The organism is Micromonospora sp. DH14, assembly GCF_029809455.1.
Taxonomy (GTDB): Bacteria; Actinomycetota; Actinomycetes; order Mycobacteriales; family Micromonosporaceae; genus Micromonospora; species Micromonospora parva.
Genome location: NZ_JARVKT010000013.1, coordinates 59,981 through 75,892, shown reverse-complemented (window position 1 = coordinate 75,892; position 15,912 = coordinate 59,981). Strand labels below are relative to the sequence as shown.

Below are 15,912 nucleotides of genomic sequence, written 5' to 3'. Positions count from 1 at the left end.
CGTTCAGCCTTCCTGCCGGGTGGCGGGTGACGGGGAGACGGCCGGGTCCGCGGCGCGGCGGACGGCTGAGGAGGTGGCCGCCGGGCGGCGTAACGGGTAGCCGAAGCGGGTCAGGGCCACGGCGGTCAGCCCGGTCACCACCGCGTACGCGCGGGTGGTGAGCCCGGTCAGCCACTCGGTGTCGGCGACCACCTCGACCAGCCCGGTGCGGTGCCGCGAGGGGTTGCCGGCCACCGAGTGGGTGGGCCGGAGCCGCACCGTGGCCGGCGTCGGGAACGGAAGCTCGTCGGGGGTCGCGCCGACGAAGCCGGCGATCTGGGCGGTGGTGCCCGCCGGGTCGGCCACGAAGTCCTCGTACCGCACCCGCAGGTAGCGGCCCGGCGCGCCGCGGCGACCACCCCACAGGCGTACGGTCGCGGTGTTCCAGACCAGCCAGAGCAGCGCGGCCTTGCCGACGGGTGGCCGGCTCATCAGCTGGTCGTCGGCGGGACCGTCCAGGAGGCGTCGACGACGCCAGGAGTACGCGGTCGCGCGCGGGTCACGCACCACGTGCAGGACGTACAGGTCGATGCCGGGCAGACTGCCGAGCAGGGCGCCGTACGGCGGCAGCTTGGAGGAGTCGACGATGACACCGTCGGACCGGCCGGGCAGCGCGTGCTCGGCGATCGAGGCGTAGAGCCGGGCCAGGTGCCCGTCATCGGGGTGGCCGGGGACCGGCGACTGGCCGCGTCGGTGGCGGCGCAGCAGCGCTGGCAGCCGCCGCAGCCGCAGGCGCCGGGCCAACCGGGCGGCGATCCCGGCCGGGTCGGCGTCGCTCAGGTCGGCGCGCACCCGGGCCCAGAGCGGGCAGTCGACCACCGGGGAACCGCAGCCGCACTGCCGGTTCTCCAGGATGCCGCGCCGCCACAGGTACCGCAGCTCGCCGGCCGCGACGAAGCCCGGCAACTGGCCCAGGACGGTGGTCACCAGGGTGCTGCCGCTGCGACCGCTGCCGGCGAGGTAGAGCACCCGTACCCGGCTCACCGGGCCGCTCCCCCACCGGCCGTGGCGCGGCCGGTCCGCCGCCGCGCCGGCAGCGCCGCGGCGGCCTCGGCGTACAGCCCGCGAAGGCGGTCCAGGTGCCGGTCCGGCGCGAACTGGGCGGCGATCTTCGTGCGGCCGGCCCGACCCATCCGGTACGCCCGCTGTGGGTCGGCCAGGATGTCGGTCAGCGCGGCGGCGAGGGCGGTGGGCTCGTCGGCGGCGACGATGCGCCCGTCCACCTCGGATTCGACCAGCTCGGGCAGCCCACCCAGATCGGTGGTCACCACCGGGACACCGCAGGCGAACGCCTCCAGCACCGCCATCGGCTGGTTTTCGTGCCACCGGGACGGGACGGCGACCACCGCCGCCGACCGGATCAGCTCGTGCAGGCGGGGCTTGTCGAGCCGACCGTGGAACCGGACCCGGCCGGGCACCCGCCGGGCGGCGAGCGCCTCCAGTTCCGGGCGGGCCGGGCCGTCCCCGGCGACGTCCACGCCGACCCCGTCGGGCAGCGCGGCGGCGGCCTCGATCAGCACGTCGACGCCCTTCTCCGGAGCCAGCCTGCCGGCGAAGACGACACCGCCGCCGGGCGTCTGCTTGGCTGTGACACCGGTCAGGTCGACGAAGTGGTTGACCACCCGCAACCGGTCCGGGTAGACGCCCGCGCGGCGCATCACGTCGGCCAGGAACCCACTCGGGCTGACGAAGAGCTGCACCGGGTCGTACGCGTTGAGCTGCCGGTGCAACCAGGACTCGACGGCGAGCAGCCCACTGCGCGCCAGCGAGCCGTCCTTGCAGCGACGGCGGGCCGCCTGCAACGGGCCACCGGTGACGCACGCCTGGCAGGGCCGACCCCGGTCCAGCAGTTGGTAACTCGGGCAGGCGAGCTTGTAGTCGTGCATGGTCAGCACGCACGGCACCCCGGCGGCGCGGGCCGCGGCGAGCACCGACGGGGAGAGCTGGTGGTAGATGTTGTGCAGGTGCAGCACGTCCGGCCGGAAGTCGTCGATCACCCGGGCCAGCCCGCGCCGGCTCGTCGGCGACCACAGCATCCGCCCGGCGGCCACCGCCCGGGGCCGAACCCCGCTCGGCGCCGGCTCCAACTCCACTTCGGACGGGAACCGCGCGGCGTACGGCAGGGGCGACTCGTTCTCCGGGTGGCTCATGCCGAAGTAGGCGACAGTGTCGCCGGCGGCCCGTTGCAGGTCGGCGAGATCGAGCAAGTACCCCTCGGCGCCGCCACGGCGGTAGAGGAACTTGTTCACATGCAGCACGCGCATCGACTCGGCCTGCTCACGTCGATCGGGCGAATCGGGCCCGGAGGTGATGACCGAGATCCGCCCGCCCCGGCCACGGCCCACGGTATGCAGGCCGGGTCAGCGAGTCCAGTTCACATTGGCCATGTGGCTGAACGGGTGATCTTCGTCTGCCCGTGCGGTCCGCAGCCTGGCCTCCCGCCATGATCTCCCGATAGCCTGGCTGCCGCCGGTCGTACCCGCTCTGCCGCGGGCTCGGGCCGGTGCCCCGACAAGGAGGACCCGTGGCAGCCGACGACGAGGTCTCCGCGCTCGCGTACACCGCGCGGCGGGTCCGGCGGCATCTGCGCTGGGCGCGTACCGAGGGGGTCGGACGGCTGATCGAGGAGGACCGCCTCAACCCGGTCGACCGGATCGGCACGGCACTGGCGAAGCGACGCTGGCGGCGGCGGGCCGGACGCACGCCCGGCTCGGCGATGCCGGTCTACCTTGTCGGTCTGCAACGCTCCGGCACGAACATGCTGGTCCGCGGCCTGGACGCCGCACCCGAGGTCGAGGTCCGCAACGAGAACGACAGCACCCTCTTCCACCGCTTCCAACTCCGCCCGGACCCGGTGCTGACCGCCGTCATCAAGCGCAGCCGCCACGCGTACGTGCTGGTCAAGCCGCTCTGCGAGAGTCACCGGGTGGACGAGTTGCTGGCCCTGCCGGGGCTGACCCCCGGGCGCGCGCTCTGGGTCTACCGCGACGTCGACGACCGGGCCCGCTCCGAGGTCGCCAAGTTCGGTGACGCCAACCTGCTGGCGCTGCGGGCGATCGCCGACGGCAGCATCGGCCGACGGTGGCAGGGGCAGCGCCTCGACGCCGACGCCGTCGAGCTGATCCGGGCCCACGACCCGCAGCGGTTGGATCCGCACAGCGGCGCGGCGCTGTTCTGGTACGTCCGCAACTCGCTGGTCTTCCAGCTCGGCCTCGACCGGCGCGCCGACGTGCTGCTCTGCCGCTACGACAGCCTGGTCGCGGACCCCGCCGCACAGCTCCGCCGGCTCTGCGCCTTCCTCGACTTCCCGTACCACCCACGGCTGCACGCGCACATCGGCCCCCGTCAGTCACACGGTCCGGCGGAGCACCGGCGGCTGCCGATCGACAGGCGCGTGCGGGCCCGCTGCGACGAGCTGACCGACCGGCTCGACCGCGCCGCGGCCGACGCCCGACCCGAGACCACGAAGGCGGCCGACAGTGGCTGAGACCGGAACCCGTACCGCGCCGATCTTCCTGGTCGGCTGCCAGCGGTCGGGCACCACGATGGTGCGCCTCGTCCTGGACTCACACTCGCGGATCAGCTGCGGCCCGGAGACCCGGTTCCTGCCCGACCTGCGACGGATCGTCGGCCGGGACTGGGAACGGCTGGCCCGCTTCGGGTTTCCGCGCGAGGACTGGCTGCGCCGGATCCGGGACTTCTTCGGCGGTGTGCACGCCGACTACGCCGCCGCCCGGGGCAAGGCCCGGTGGGCCGACAAGACCCCGCTGTACGCGATGTCGCTGGACTTCGTCACCGAGGTCTTCCCGGACGCCCAGATCGTGCACCTCATCCGGGACGGCCGGGACGTGGTGGTCTCGCACCGCAAACGGTTCGGCTACTGGTCCGCCGTGAAGTGCGTGGTGAAGTGGCCGCGCTACATCCGGGCCGCGCGGGAGGTCGGCGCCACCCTGCCGGCGGACCGTTACTACGAGCTGCGCTACGAGCAGGCGGTCAGCGAGCCGGAGAAGACGATGCGGGCCTTGTTCGAGTTCCTCGGCGAACCGTGGGAGGACGGCATCCTCGACTACGACAGCAAGCAGCACGACGTGGCCCAGAAGTACACCACCGAGGCGGAGCGACGACGGGCGGCGGCGAGCGTCACCGAACCGATCTACGGCTCCCGGGTGGGCACCTACCGCCGCGAACTCGACCCGTTCCTGCGCCTGCTGGTCTGGGTCTTCTCCGGTCCGACCCTGCGCGCCCTGGGTTACCGGTGACCCGCCCGGGCCGGTGGCGCGCGATCGCCACCGCCGCCATCGCCGCCACCGTTCTGCTCACCGCCGGCTGCACCGGCGGCGGCGACGATCCGCCGCCGGCCGCCACCCCCTCCGCGACGGCGGCACCCGCAACCGGCGCGCCGGCACGCACCGGCGAGCAGGTGAGCAACCCGTTCGGCGCGCACTGGGACTGGTCGCGGTTCCAGCAGTTCGGGCCGTACCTGCGCCGGCTCGCCGGTTCGGCGACGTACGAGGAGATCTCCTGGTGCGAGATCGAACGGACCCCGGGTAAGGCGGACTGGGCCGGGCTGGACGAGATCGCCACGCGCAGCCGGGAACTGGGCATCACACTGCACCTGAAGATCCGCACCGGCGTGTGCTGGGCGACCGGTGGCACCGCCCGCTACACCCGGGGCGCGGCCAACAAGACCGAGTCGGCGATGCCCACCGACCTCGGCGCGTACCAGCGGTTCGTCAGCGAGGTGGTGCGCCGCTACGGCCCGTACGGGGTACGGGAGTACGCGATCGAGAACGAGGTCAACGCGCCGAGCTACTGGGCCGGCAGCCCCGAGGACTACGCGCGGCTGGTCCGGGCCGCCGCCGAGACGATCCGCGCGACCGACCCGAAGGCGCGGGTTGTCGACTCCGGCATCAGCAGTGTCGCGTACGGCATGGGTGTCGCCGACCGGCTGCTGCGCGCCGACCGGGTGCCCGAGGCCGTCGCCGCCTATCAGGCGTACTTCCAGCGTCGGGTCGGCACCCGGGGGCAGCAGATCCCGGCGGTGACCGGGGAGGCGCAGCTACGCCGGGCGCTCGGCACCGAGACCAACAGCCGCAACCTGCGTTTCCTGGCGGTGACCGAGTCGCTGCTGACCGACCGCACCGCCGACGTCCGGCAGGTGCACTTCTACGAGCACTTCAGCGGGGTGGCCCCGCTGCTGGACTACCTGCGCGCCGCCACACCTCCGGGCACCCCGATCCAGGCGTGGGAGGTCGGTCAGTTCTGGCGCGACGGCGACGGCGACCCGGCCAGCCGGGCCACGGAGATGGTCAAGACGGTCACCCTGCTGGTGGCCGGCGGGATCGGCGAGATCAGTTGGTTGCCGTTGGCGTACAACCCGAACAACGCGGCCGGCAGCGAGGTCCGCTACGGCCTGCTCGACCCGGACGGCACCGAGCGGGAGGCCGGCCGGATGCTGGCGGCCCTGGCCGACGCCGCCCGGGACGCCACCGTCACGCCGCTACCCGCCTCGGTGGCCGGCAGGCTGAACGGGGTCGCGTTCGTCCGAGGTGGACAGAGCACGCTGGTGCTCTGGTCGGCGTCGAACACGCCGGTGACGGTGCCGGCGGCACCGGGCGCCCGGGCCGGGGCGGTGGGTTCCCCGCTGGGCGTGGCCGGCGGCGGCACCACGGTCACCGACGTGCCCGTCCTGCTCCGCGCCGACCAGCCGGTGGACCGCATCCTCGCCGCCGTCCGCTAGCCGGGCCAGGTTTCGGGCCAGCCCAACAGGGCGGCCAGGCGCGCGTTGTGCGGCGCGAACTGCTCGCTCAGGCGCTCCCGCAGGGCCGGGGTCAGCTCGGAGACACCCGGGTCGACCCGGCGGGTGTGCCGGGTGAACGCCTCCGGGATGAAGGCCGGCAGGCCGAGGAAACGCACAATGTCGCCGTACGTGCCGGCCGGGTCGGCGTGCAGGTCCTCGGTGCGGGCAACGTGGATCCGCTCCCGGGGGACGTGCGCGAACCACCGGTCCAGCTGCTCGGCGTAGCGGCCCCGGGCCGCGTACGAGTGGTTACGCAACGCCCGGTGCGCGGCCGGGCTGTCCGGGCCGCGCCGCGTCGCCCCCGCCAGCCGCTCCTCCTCGGCGTCCAACGCGTCGGCGAAGGAGAGCGGCTCCGCGCCGTACGAGCGGGTGTGCAGGTAGTGCGAGTAGGCCCGCTGGACCGGGTCGCGCAGCAGGACGACGAAGCGGGCCTGCGGCAGGGTCGCCGCGACCCGGGCCGGCACGCTCGGATGGAACAGGTAGTAGGGGCTCGCCTCGAACGTGCGCTCCCCCGGGGCGAGGCGCGGGAAGTGCCCCCGGTACCACCGCACCCCACGGGCGTGGTGGACGCTGAAGTACTGCAACTCCTTGCCGGTGGGCACCCGGACCCGGGGATGCGCGGCAAGGTGGTGGTACAGCGACGTGGTGCCGCAGCGCTGCGCGCCGATCACCAGGAAGTCCGGCAGCGGCCCCGGCTCCCCCGGTCGCGCCGCCCGTGCCCAGGCCCGCGCCGTGCGTACCCCCCGGCGCAGCCGGTCGGTGACCTGACGCCGCGCGCCGCCGCTCACGAGCGCGCCCCGCGCTGGCCGGCACCCGCAGCGGCACCCACCCCGTCGGCGGGGTCGGCCGCGTCGGCGGCGGCACGTCGACCGCCTCGGCGGGTCACCGCGCGCAGCACCATGACGTCCTCCCGACTGAGCCCGAGGGCGACCACCACGGCCAGGTACGCCACCACGATCGCGGCGAGGCCGACGGCGAGCTGCGCGGTCCACCCCTCGACCAGCCAGCGCACACCGAACCCGACACCCATCGCGACCAGCGCGGCGAACAGGCCCTTGACCATGCCCGCCGTCACCGGCACCGTGTGCACCTGCGATCGCACCTGCCAGACCCGGGCGACGTTCACCGCCGCCAACGACACCGCCCAGGCCACCGCCGCGCCGAGAATGCCGTACGCCGGGATGAGCCAGAGGTTGAGCAGCACGTTGAGCAGCAGGGCGGCGAGGTTGTCCATCATGTTCACCGACACCCGGCCGGACATGTTCAGCAACGTCCCGCAGGGCCCGGTCGCGGCGTTGACCAGCTGACCGAGCGCCAGCACCACGGTGACCGCCGCGCCGCCGGCCAGGCCCGGCCCGCCGACCAGCCGCAGCAACTGCTCCGGGAAGACCAGCAACGCCACGAAGGCCGGCAGCGACAGCCGCAGCACCCAACCGGTGGCGACCCGGTAGATGCGGCGCACCTCGTCGAGTCGACCCTGGTGGTAGAGGTGCGCCAGGTGCGGACCGAACGAGGCGTTGACCGGTGCCAGCACGAACACCGCGATGGTGACCAGCCGGGTCGCCACGTGGTAGACGCCGATCGCGTCGGGACCGTAGTCGAAGAAACCGAGCAGCAACGCGTCCACCCAGATCAGCCCGGTGGACGACAGCGAGGAGACCCAGCTGACGGTGGAGAACCGGAACAGCTCCCCCGGCCGGTACGCGGGCCGGGCGGCGGGCACCCGGCGCACCATCCGGGCGAGCGCCACCAGGGCGAACGCGGCGGCGCTCCAGCTCGCCACCACCAGTGCCCAGAACGCGCCGGTCAGGCCCGCCCCGAGGGCGAGCGCCAGCACGGTGAGCGCCAACCGGGCGGCCGGCTCGTAGACCTGGCCGATCAGCGCGTAGGCCCGTTGGGTGCGCCACCCCCGGGTGGCCGCGAGCGCCGCCTCGCACACCGTGCTGGCGGGCAGGCACAGCGCCACCAGCCGTAGCCCGGTGGTGAGCTGCGGGTCGTGCAGGGCGTCGGCGAGCCACGGCGCGCCGACCGCCAGGCCGAGAGCGATCACCGTGGACGCGGCGGCCGAGATGCCGATCCCGAGCCGGACCGCGCCCCGGAGGGCGGCCGGCTCGTCGTCGGCGAGATGCACCGCCACGAACCGGGTCAGCCCGGCCCGGAAACCGGAGAGCGAGAGCAACCCCAGCAACGACAACACCGCGTAGACCTGGGCGTACCGACCGAGTTCGGGTACCCCCAGGGCCCGGGCCAGCACCAGCATGACCAGGAAGAGCGCCACCTGGCTGAGCACGGCGCTGGCCAGGTTCAGCACACCGCCGCGGGCCATGCCGCGTACCTGCTGGTCGCCGGCCTCCGGCGCGGCCGGCGGGCGGCCGGTCACCTCGCGCACCCGGCGGCCCGTTCGCCGATGGTCACGGCCGTGCCGCGGTCACGGTCTCCGCCGGCAGCGCGGGGGCCGCGGTGCTCGCGGCCGCCGGGCGGGTGGCGGCTCGACCCCGCGAGAGCAGTTCGAGTACGCCCACCAGCAGCACGCCGAGCAGCAGACCCGCACCGCCCACCGGCAGGGCGGTACGCACCAGCTCGGCCAGCCGGCTCACCTCGTGCGCCTCGCCGATGCTGGTCACCTGCTTCGGGTCGGCGGCCTGGGCCTGCGCCCGCGCCGCCTGCAACCCCTCCCGCGCCTGGGACAGCGCGTTGGTCGCCGCGTCCCGTTGGGCGAGCAGCGCCTGGTAGTCGGGGAGCTTCGGCCCCAGCTCGTCGAGCTTCTTCTGGGCGGCGGTGATCGCGGTCGTCGCCGCGTCGACGCCTCGGCCGTTGCCGACCGCCTGCATGGAGAGCTGCTGCTGGCGCAGGCTGGTCAGCTCGCCCAGCGTCGCCTGGTAGATCCGGTCCGGCTGGGAGACCTTGTTCGCCTTCTCCCACTCGCCGATCGCCCTGGTCGCCGCTGTGACGTCGGCGTTGGCCGCCTCGACCTCACCGGTGGCGATGCCGACCTGGGAGGAGAAGAGGAACGCCAGCGCCCGGGTGGTGGTGGCGGTCAGCACCGGCGCGACAGTCGCCCGGTCACCGGCGGTGTACGTCACCTCCAACTGGCTGCTCGCGCCGACCTGGCTGATGGCGAGCCCGTCACGCAGCCGCTCCGGCGGCACCCCGGTGTCGGCGCCCACGTCGGCGAGGACCCGGGGTGAGGTGACCGCCGCGCCGAACGCCGCGACGAACTGGTTCGCCGCCTGCGTACCGGTGTACTGCGTCCCGGCCGTGCCACCCACCAGGGCCGGCGCGGCCACGTACGCGGTCCCGCTGAACTGCTGTGGCGCGAGCAGGACGATGGCGGCCGCGGCCCCGGTGGCGAGTACCGGCACCCCCACGAGTACCCAGAGGCGCCGCCGGGCGACCCGCAGGTAGTCGACGATCTCCACTTTTTCCCCAATGCTGTCGTTCAGTCAAACCGGGACGGACGTGCGTCGTGGCTGCTCGCCGGTCAGGTGCGGAGCCGGTTGGCGGGCGATCACGCTGGCCGCCGCGGCGAACGCGACGAAGTACCAGAGGGTGACCACGTTGGATATCACGTTGGAGGCGGCGCTGACCGCCACGAAGGCGGCGGCGCAGCCGGTGAACCCGACCGCGACGCCACGCTCGAAGCTGCCCGGAGGGGCCCGCCGCAGCGCGGTCCGGGCGGTGTACAGGAAGGCGAACAGCATCAGCAGGTACGCCCCGAGACCCAGCAGCCCGGTCTCCACGTACGCCCGCAGGAAGTCGTTGTGCGGCTTCTTCGCCTCGTCGGTCTCGCGCTGCGTCATGTTCGGTCCGATGCCGGTCACCGGGTTCCGGTCGGCCAGCGTGACGATCTCGGTCCAGTAGCTGATCCGCCACTGCAGGGTGTTTCCGGTCGGGTCGCCGCCGACCGCGCGGGACGCGCCGAGTTGGGCGAACCGCTCGCCGACGGCGGGCACCAGTGCCACCCCGGCGACCGCCACCACGCAGAGGGTGACCAGCATCCGCTTGCTGCGATGCAGCACCGCGACCACGATCAGGCCGATCGCCGCGCCGAGCAGGGCGCTTCGGGTGTTGGTGAGCAGCAGGAACAGCAGCGAGAGCGCGAGCAGCACGCCGAGGGACGCCCGCAGTCGACGGTCCAGGAAGCGGTACACCGCGAACCCGAAGATCACCATGAACATCAGGTACCGGCCGAACGTGGTCGACTGGCTGAACGTGCCGCTGATCCGGGTGAAGTCGCCCTTCACCTCGGCCGGTGGGTTGCCCAGCAGCGACAGGACGACGGTGTAGCCCAACGCCAGCACCAGCGAGGCGTAGCAGGCGAGCAGGACCCGACGGATCGCCGCGGTGTCCGGCATGAGCTGTTCCAGCACCACGAACATCACCACCACGGTGAGGATCCGCAGCGCCTCCAACAGGCTGTTCGCCGGTCGGCTGGCGCCGAGGGCGCTGACCACGCTGCTGGCGCCGACGAGCAGCATCGCCCAGCTCAGCGGGGAACCGCGCAGCCGCCCGTGCCGGCTGAGCTGTGCGGCCAACCAGAGCCCGGCGGCGAGGAGGAACAGCACCGCGAGCAGGGTGGACGGGTCGGCGGCCCGGGCCGTTCCGGCGGAGTTGGCCTGGCCGGCGCTCGGTCCGGTCAGCTTGAACAGGTCGACGCAGGAACGCACCGCGAGCATCAGCAGCACGTACCCGGCGAACCGGGTCAACGCGAGCACGGCCACCGCGATCCCCGCTACCACCGCGAGCGGCAGCACCATGCCCCGACGGTCACCGGCCGCCATGGAGACACCGGCGACCACCGCCACGACCGCGGCGGCCAGCGCCGCGCCGCCGGTGAGGAGGCGGGTCGGGTCGAGCCGCCTGGTCATGAGCGGAGTGACCTGCTGTGTGTGTTGTTCCACTGATCCCACTGAACTGAATCGGCGCTGCCCGGCCGCTGCCGGGCGCGGCCAACCGATGTCCTCCCGGCACAAGATCGGTTCAATCTAGCCCTGTCCCCTCGACGGTAGAAGGGGCCGTTGCGCCGACTGTTGCGTCCTCCGCCGGGTTGATCCCCCGCTCCCCCGGCGAACACCGCCGGGTCAGTCGGCGGCCGCCGCGCGTCGTGCCCTGGCCCGTCGCCCCGGCTGCGGTGCCAGGCGAAGATAGAGCTGCTCCAACTCGCGGGCGGCGGTGTCCCAGCTGTACCTGCCGGTGACCCGCTCGCCCAGCGCCACCGCACCGGCCCGTTCACCCGGCAGGTCGGCGAGCAGCGACGTCAGCACCCGGACCAGGTCGTCCTCGTCGCCGTCGCGGAACAACCGTCCTCCGGGGGCGTCGGCGCTCAGCACCTCGACGTGCGGCGCGATGTCGCTCGCGACGATCGGCAGCCCGTACGCGGCGGCCTCCAGCAACGTCAACGGCAGCCCCTCCAACCGGGACGGTTGGACGAATCCGGCCGCACCGGAGTACAGCTCGGCGAGCAGGTCACCGTAGGCGAAGCCGGTGAAGACGATCCGGTCGTCCGCCCCGGCTTCACGGCGCAGCCGGTCCACGAAGTCGTCGGTGAACGACGACCCGCCGACGATCGCCAGGCGCATCGGGGTCTCGGTGCGCCGGAAGGCCCGGATCAGCAGGTCGGCCGCCTTCTCCGGCACCAGCCGACCGACCAGCAGCAGGTAGCCGCCGGGGGTCAGCCCGAACCGGTCCTGGACCTGCCGGGTCCGGGCCGTTCGGGCCGGGTTCACCCCGTTCGGGATGTAGGTCGTCGGGCTGCCGAACCGGGTGCTGTAGTGGGCGGCGAGCCCCTGGGAGACGGCCACCCGCTGGTGCGGGACGTACCCGCTGAACCAGTGGGCGCTGCCCAACACCGCCCGGGCGGCGAGCCCCCACTTGCCCCGCTGGTTGTCCAGTCCATGCACGGTCAGCACCACCCGCGCCCGGGACAGGGCGCGCGGAAGCGGGGCGACCAGGGCCGGCCCGAGCCCGTGGTAGTGCACGATGTCGGGCCGCGCCGTCATCGCCGCCATGGTCGAGGTCGCCGCGTGCACGATGGCGTCGAGGTGCTTGCTCGCGATCGTGTGGGTCTGGCGCAGCCGCACCCCCCGGTAGCCGTCGGCGGGTGTCTCGCCGTAGCTGCGGCGGCAGTAGACGGTCACCTCGTGCCCGTAGCCGGCGAGCCGGCTGGCCATCTCCTCCACGTGCCGTTCGATCCCGCCGTAGGTCGCCGGCATCCCCTTCTGGCCGATCATCGCGATCCGCAGCGGACGCCAGCTCGCGTCCGCTGCGCCGCTGTCCCGTCCGGCGGCCCACGCGTCGAGCGCCTGCCGCGCCGCGACACCCTCGCCCCGCTGCCGGGGAATCGCAGGATGTCCGGTGCCCTGGTCCACATTGTCGGTCTGCAGGTCGGGGTAGGCCACGATGACTCCCTGCGTGACTAGGTGCGCGCCCGCGCCCGGGCAGATCAACACCTTGCCACGAACGGACCCGTCCGCCAGCCGATCATCCAGACAAAAAAATCATCGGTGGGATACGTGGCTCGTGACATGCCATCCGGATGACATCTACGTGGACGGCTGTGGAACGAGGTCGACCAGCGGATGAACAGCGTGCGCGCCCGGGCCGCCCGGGTGTCAGGGGCGCGGCGACGATCCGGTCGGCTCGGACGCTCTCCTGGTGTGCAGGACGGTCAGCGTCACGGTGATCGCGGCGACGACGCCGACGCCGGCCCAGAGCAGCGGCCTGGTCCGCAGGTCGTCGGGCAGTTGCTGACCGAGGACGAAGACGCCCATCACCACCACGAACCAGCCGAACGCCTTGCGCAGGATGTCCGCCGGGATCCGCTCGGTGAGTCGTCCACCTGCCAGGCTGCCGGCGACGGCAGCGACGGTGACCGCTGCCGCGAGGCCCCAGTTGATGTCCACACTGGCCAGATAGCCGGCCAGGCCGGCGAACGACTTCATGGCGATGACCACCAGCGAGGTGCCGACCGCTACCGGCATCGGCAGGCCACCGAGCAGCGCCAGGGCCGGCACCACCAGGAAGCCACCGCCCGCGCCGACCAGGCCGGTCACCAGTCCGACCACCACACCGTCGAGGATCACCCGTGGCACCGGCAGCTCGTGCGGCACCATGGTGCCGGCGGCCTCGCTTCGCCCACGGATCATCGCTACCGCGGTGGCCAGCATCATCACCGCGAACCCGGTGAGCAGGATTCCGGCGGGAATGAGCCCGGCCAGGCGACCACCGGCGTAGGCGCCGGTCATGCCGGCGAGACCGAAGATCAGGCCGGTACGCCAGCGCACCCGGTGGGCGCGGGCGTGCGGGATGACGCCCACCAGGCTGGTGGCCCCGACGACGAGCAACGACGTCGCGATGGCCTCCTTCGCGGGCAGGTCGGCGACGTAGACCAGCAGCGGCACGGCGAGGATCGAGCCGCCCCCGCCCAACAGCCCGAGGCTGACCCCGATCAGCACGGCCATCCCGACGGTCAGCGCCACTGTGGCGGTCATGCCCGCTCCACGGCGCTCCCGCGCAGCTGGCCCATGACGGTGTCGAGGTCGCGGCTGGCACCCCGGTTGTAGGGCAGCTTGCCGAGCAACATCCCCATGGCGCAGGTGTTGGTGACGGCGGCGACGGTGAGGCCGGCGCCGATGGCCCCGGCCACCCACTTGAGCTGCGGCACGAACACCGAGGCGAGAATGCTGACCAGCACGATCGAGCCGGCCACCAGGCGGACCTGACGTTCGAGGTCCCAGCGGGGCACGCCCCGCGTGACCGGCGCGTCGGCCGCCTGCCAGGACATGATGCCGCCGTCCAGCACCGTCAGGTTGGTCAGGCCGACCCCCGCCAGGGCCTGCTGGGCCTGGCTGGCGCGGGCACCGGAGCGGCAGACCAGGACGACGTCCTCGTCCAGATGGTCGCGCAACTCCCGGCGGTGCTCCCTGAGCAGATCGAGCGGCACGTTGTAGGAGCCGGGGATGTGCGCCGTCTCGAACTCCGCCGGGGTACGCACGTCCAGCACCCGGGGCGCACGACCGGATTCGATCAGTTCGCGAAGGCCGGTGGCGTCGAGCGTGGCAGGGCGCGCGGTCTCGGACGTACTCATTTCTCCTCTTTCTTGGAAGGGGTGTCAGCTGTCACGGCAGGGGAAGCCGGCCGGCGGCGGTGGCGTCGGCCGGTGGTGCGGACTGTTCCGCTCAGGCGGCGGTGACCAGGTCCAGGCCGGCGGCCTGGGCGTGCCCGAACGCGTCGTCGACCACGACCACCTCGCGGCCGGCGTTCGCCAGGAGAGAGGCGGCGACGCTGGCCCGGTAGCCCGAGCCGCAGTGCACCCAGACGGTGCCCGTCGGTACGTCGGCCAGCCGCCGGGGCAGGTCGGGCAGCGGGATGTGCACGGCGCCGTCGATGTGGCCGGCCCGCCACTCGTTGGTCATCCGCACGTCGAGGATCACGTCCACGCCGGGCAGACCGGCCGGGACCTGGCCGTTGCGCGCCGCCGCGAGGGCCCCGAAGTCCGCCATCCGCAACTCGCGCAGCTGACCGGGGTCGGTCGCCCACCGCGCGGCGTCGCCGGTGGCCTGCGCGGCGGGGCGGTCGATACCGATGCGGACCAGTTCACGTTGGGCGTCGGCGACCTGCTGCGGTGTCTCGGCGAGCAGGGTGATCGGCACCCCCCACTCGATCAGCCAACCGAGCCAGGTGGCCATCGGACCGTCCAGACCGAGACTGACAGTGCCGGCCAGGTGCGAGGCGGCGTACGCCTTGCGGTGGCGCAGGTCCACCACCCACTCCCCTGCGGTCATCCGCTCGCGTAGTTCGGCGGCGTCGGCGCGGGTCACCGGCGTGAGGTCGACCGGGGCCGGGCCGGCGGCGTTGGCCACCCCCATGTGGGCGTAGTACGCCGGGTAGGCGTCGAGGCCGGCGAGGGTCTCGGTGACGAAGTCGTCAGCGGCCAGGCGCAGGACGGGGTTCTTCTCCTTCTCCCGGCCGATGGTCGACTCCGGAGCGTCGGCCTGACTGGCCGAGCAGAAGCTGCCGAACCCGTGCGTGGGCCACACCTGCGCACCGTCGGGCAGCAGATCCGCCAGCCGTTTCGCCGAGGCGTGCTGCTGCTGGGCCAAGTCGTGGGCGTGCTGCTGGCCCAGCAGGTCGGTGCGGCCCGTCGTGCCGAACAGCAGCGACCCGCCGGTGAAGACGCCGGTCGCCTCCCAGGCGCCGTCGGTGGCCACGTCCAGGACGTACGACAGATGGTGGAAGGTGTGGCCCGGCGTGCCGATCACCCGCAGCCGCAGGGAGTCGGAGACGCTCACCTGGTCGCCGTCGGCGACCGACGTCCGCGCGAAGCCGACCTCGTCGGCTGCGGCCACCAGGTAGTGCGCGCCGGTGATCCGCGCGAGTTCCAGCCCGCCGGAAACGTAGTCGTTGTGCAGGTGCGTCTCCAGGACGTGGGTGATCCGCACGCCCTTCTCCCCCGCCAGGTACATGATCCGGTCGATGTCGCGCTGGGGGTCGACCACGATCGCTACCTGGCCGTCCGACGCCAGGTAGCTGCGATCGCCGAGGGCGGACGTGGCGACGACGGAAACCTCAACTGACATGTCCTGTGCTCCTTTCAAAATACCCCGGGGGGTATGTAGATGACACACTGCTACCCGGTTCTTCACCCACGCTGTTACCCGCTCACCGCATTACCAGTCGGCGCGGCGGGCCCTTCGGGCACGACAGGCCCGCCGCCGCGCCACACCTCGACGGGACGGTCCGGGCCCACCCCCGGGGGAGGGCGGGCCCGGGGACGCCTCAGGCGAGAGCCAGGAAGAGCTTCTCGAGCTCCTCCTCGGTCATCTCCGGCTCCTCGCCACGGTCACGCGCGGCCCCACAGTGCCGCATGCCCGACGCAATGATCTTGAAACCCGCACGGTCGATCGCCTTCGACACCGCCGCCAGCTGGGTCAGCGCCTCGCGGCAATCCTGACCGTTTTCCATCATCTCGATAACCGCGTTCAGCTGCCCACGCGCCCGCTTGAGCCGGGTCAGGGCATCCGAGGTCATCTCCGGTCGAAGCTTCATCGGCACCTCCTGGAGGCAACCATACC

The 15,912-nt window shown here is 73.0% G+C and carries 14 protein-coding genes; 3 read left to right on the top strand and 11 right to left on the bottom strand.

Going from position 1 to position 15,912, the window contains the following annotated elements:
• Positions 1 to 3 precede the first annotated feature (3 nt).
• Positions 4 to 1,023: a sulfotransferase gene (locus QCZ28_RS18650; protein WP_279517847.1), complete on the bottom strand. Its 1,020-nt coding sequence runs from the start codon at positions 1,021 to 1,023 to the stop codon at positions 4 to 6.
• Positions 1,020 to 2,303, bottom strand: a complete 1,284-nt coding sequence (locus QCZ28_RS18645; protein WP_279517846.1) for a glycosyltransferase family 4 protein — start codon at positions 2,301 to 2,303, stop codon at positions 1,020 to 1,022. Before QCZ28_RS18645 ends, QCZ28_RS18650 begins: the two co-directional genes overlap by 4 nt.
• Before the next feature lie 260 nt (positions 2,304 to 2,563).
• On the opposite strand from QCZ28_RS18645, the gene QCZ28_RS18640 reads away from it, so the two are divergent.
• From QCZ28_RS18640 to QCZ28_RS18630, 3 genes are read left to right on the top strand one after another with little or no spacing between them, the layout of a single operon-like run.
• Positions 2,564 to 3,526: a hypothetical protein gene (locus tag QCZ28_RS18640; protein WP_279517845.1), complete on the top strand. Its 963-nt coding sequence runs from the start codon at positions 2,564 to 2,566 to the stop codon at positions 3,524 to 3,526.
• Positions 3,519 to 4,298, top strand: coding sequence for a sulfotransferase (locus QCZ28_RS18635; RefSeq protein ID WP_279517844.1), 780 nt, complete (start codon positions 3,519 to 3,521; stop codon positions 4,296 to 4,298). The genes QCZ28_RS18640 and QCZ28_RS18635 overlap by 8 nt, the downstream gene beginning before the upstream one ends.
• A complete protein-coding gene (locus tag QCZ28_RS18630) occupies positions 4,295 to 5,779 on the top strand; it encodes a hypothetical protein (protein WP_279517843.1) in 1,485 nt (494 codons plus the stop codon). Before QCZ28_RS18635 ends, QCZ28_RS18630 begins: the two co-directional genes overlap by 4 nt.
• Here the strand turns inward: QCZ28_RS18630 and QCZ28_RS18625 are convergent.
• The 9 genes from QCZ28_RS18625 to QCZ28_RS18585 form a co-directional block, all read right to left on the bottom strand.
• A complete protein-coding gene (locus QCZ28_RS18625; RefSeq protein ID WP_279517842.1) occupies positions 5,776 to 6,627 on the bottom strand; it encodes a sulfotransferase in 852 nt (283 codons plus the stop codon). The genes QCZ28_RS18630 and QCZ28_RS18625 overlap by 4 nt on opposite strands.
• On the bottom strand, positions 6,624 to 8,228 hold the full coding sequence (locus tag QCZ28_RS18620; protein WP_279517841.1) for an oligosaccharide flippase family protein: 1,605 nt from the start codon (positions 8,226 to 8,228) through the stop codon (positions 6,624 to 6,626). Before QCZ28_RS18620 ends, QCZ28_RS18625 begins: the two co-directional genes overlap by 4 nt.
• 22 nt (positions 8,229 to 8,250) lie before the next feature.
• A complete protein-coding gene (locus tag QCZ28_RS18615) occupies positions 8,251 to 9,258 on the bottom strand; it encodes a Wzz/FepE/Etk N-terminal domain-containing protein (RefSeq protein WP_279517840.1) in 1,008 nt (335 codons plus the stop codon).
• A 24-nt stretch (positions 9,259 to 9,282) separates the two neighbouring features.
• On the bottom strand, positions 9,283 to 10,707 hold the full coding sequence (locus QCZ28_RS18610) for an O-antigen ligase family protein (RefSeq protein WP_279517839.1): 1,425 nt from the start codon (positions 10,705 to 10,707) through the stop codon (positions 9,283 to 9,285).
• 213 nt (positions 10,708 to 10,920) lie between these two features.
• Positions 10,921 to 12,237, bottom strand: coding sequence for a glycosyltransferase family 4 protein (locus QCZ28_RS18605; RefSeq protein ID WP_279517838.1), 1,317 nt, complete (start codon positions 12,235 to 12,237; stop codon positions 10,921 to 10,923).
• A 213-nt stretch (positions 12,238 to 12,450) separates the two neighbouring features.
• Positions 12,451 to 13,329 carry a sulfite exporter TauE/SafE family protein gene (locus tag QCZ28_RS18600; protein WP_279517837.1) on the bottom strand — a complete coding sequence of 293 codons (879 nt, stop codon included), beginning with the start codon at positions 13,327 to 13,329 and terminating at the stop codon, positions 12,451 to 12,453.
• Complete coding sequence (locus QCZ28_RS18595) at positions 13,326 to 13,925, bottom strand: rhodanese-like domain-containing protein (RefSeq protein WP_279517836.1); 600 nt, start codon at positions 13,923 to 13,925, stop codon at positions 13,326 to 13,328. The genes QCZ28_RS18600 and QCZ28_RS18595 overlap by 4 nt, the downstream gene beginning before the upstream one ends.
• A 91-nt stretch (positions 13,926 to 14,016) precedes the next feature.
• The gene (locus QCZ28_RS18590; protein ID WP_279517835.1) at positions 14,017 to 15,417 is read right to left on the bottom strand and encodes an MBL fold metallo-hydrolase; all 1,401 of its coding nucleotides are present in this window, start codon (positions 15,415 to 15,417) and stop codon (positions 14,017 to 14,019) included.
• A 199-nt stretch (positions 15,418 to 15,616) separates the two neighbouring features.
• Positions 15,617 to 15,886 (bottom strand): metal-sensitive transcriptional regulator, encoded by a 270-nt coding sequence (locus QCZ28_RS18585; protein ID WP_030337683.1) that lies wholly within the window; start codon positions 15,884 to 15,886, stop codon positions 15,617 to 15,619.
• Positions 15,887 to 15,912: the final 26 nt, after the last annotated feature.

Excerpts from the sequence above, each read along its gene's own strand:
- QCZ28_RS18645 (WP_279517846.1), bottom strand. The coding sequence starts at position 2,303 with ATGCGCGTGCTGCATGTGAACAAGTTCCTCTACCGCCGTGGCGGCGCC.
- QCZ28_RS18610 (WP_279517839.1), bottom strand. The coding sequence starts at position 10,707 with ATGACCAGGCGGCTCGACCCGACCCGCCTCCTCACCGGCGGCGCGGCG.
- QCZ28_RS18600 (WP_279517837.1), bottom strand. The coding sequence starts at position 13,329 with ATGACCGCCACAGTGGCGCTGACCGTCGGGATGGCCGTGCTGATCGGG.
- QCZ28_RS18595 (WP_279517836.1), bottom strand. The coding sequence starts at position 13,925 with ATGAGTACGTCCGAGACCGCGCGCCCTGCCACGCTCGACGCCACCGGC.
- QCZ28_RS18590 (WP_279517835.1), bottom strand. The coding sequence starts at position 15,417 with ATGTCAGTTGAGGTTTCCGTCGTCGCCACGTCCGCCCTCGGCGATCGC.
- QCZ28_RS18585 (WP_030337683.1), bottom strand. The coding sequence starts at position 15,886 with ATGAAGCTTCGACCGGAGATGACCTCGGATGCCCTGACCCGGCTCAAG.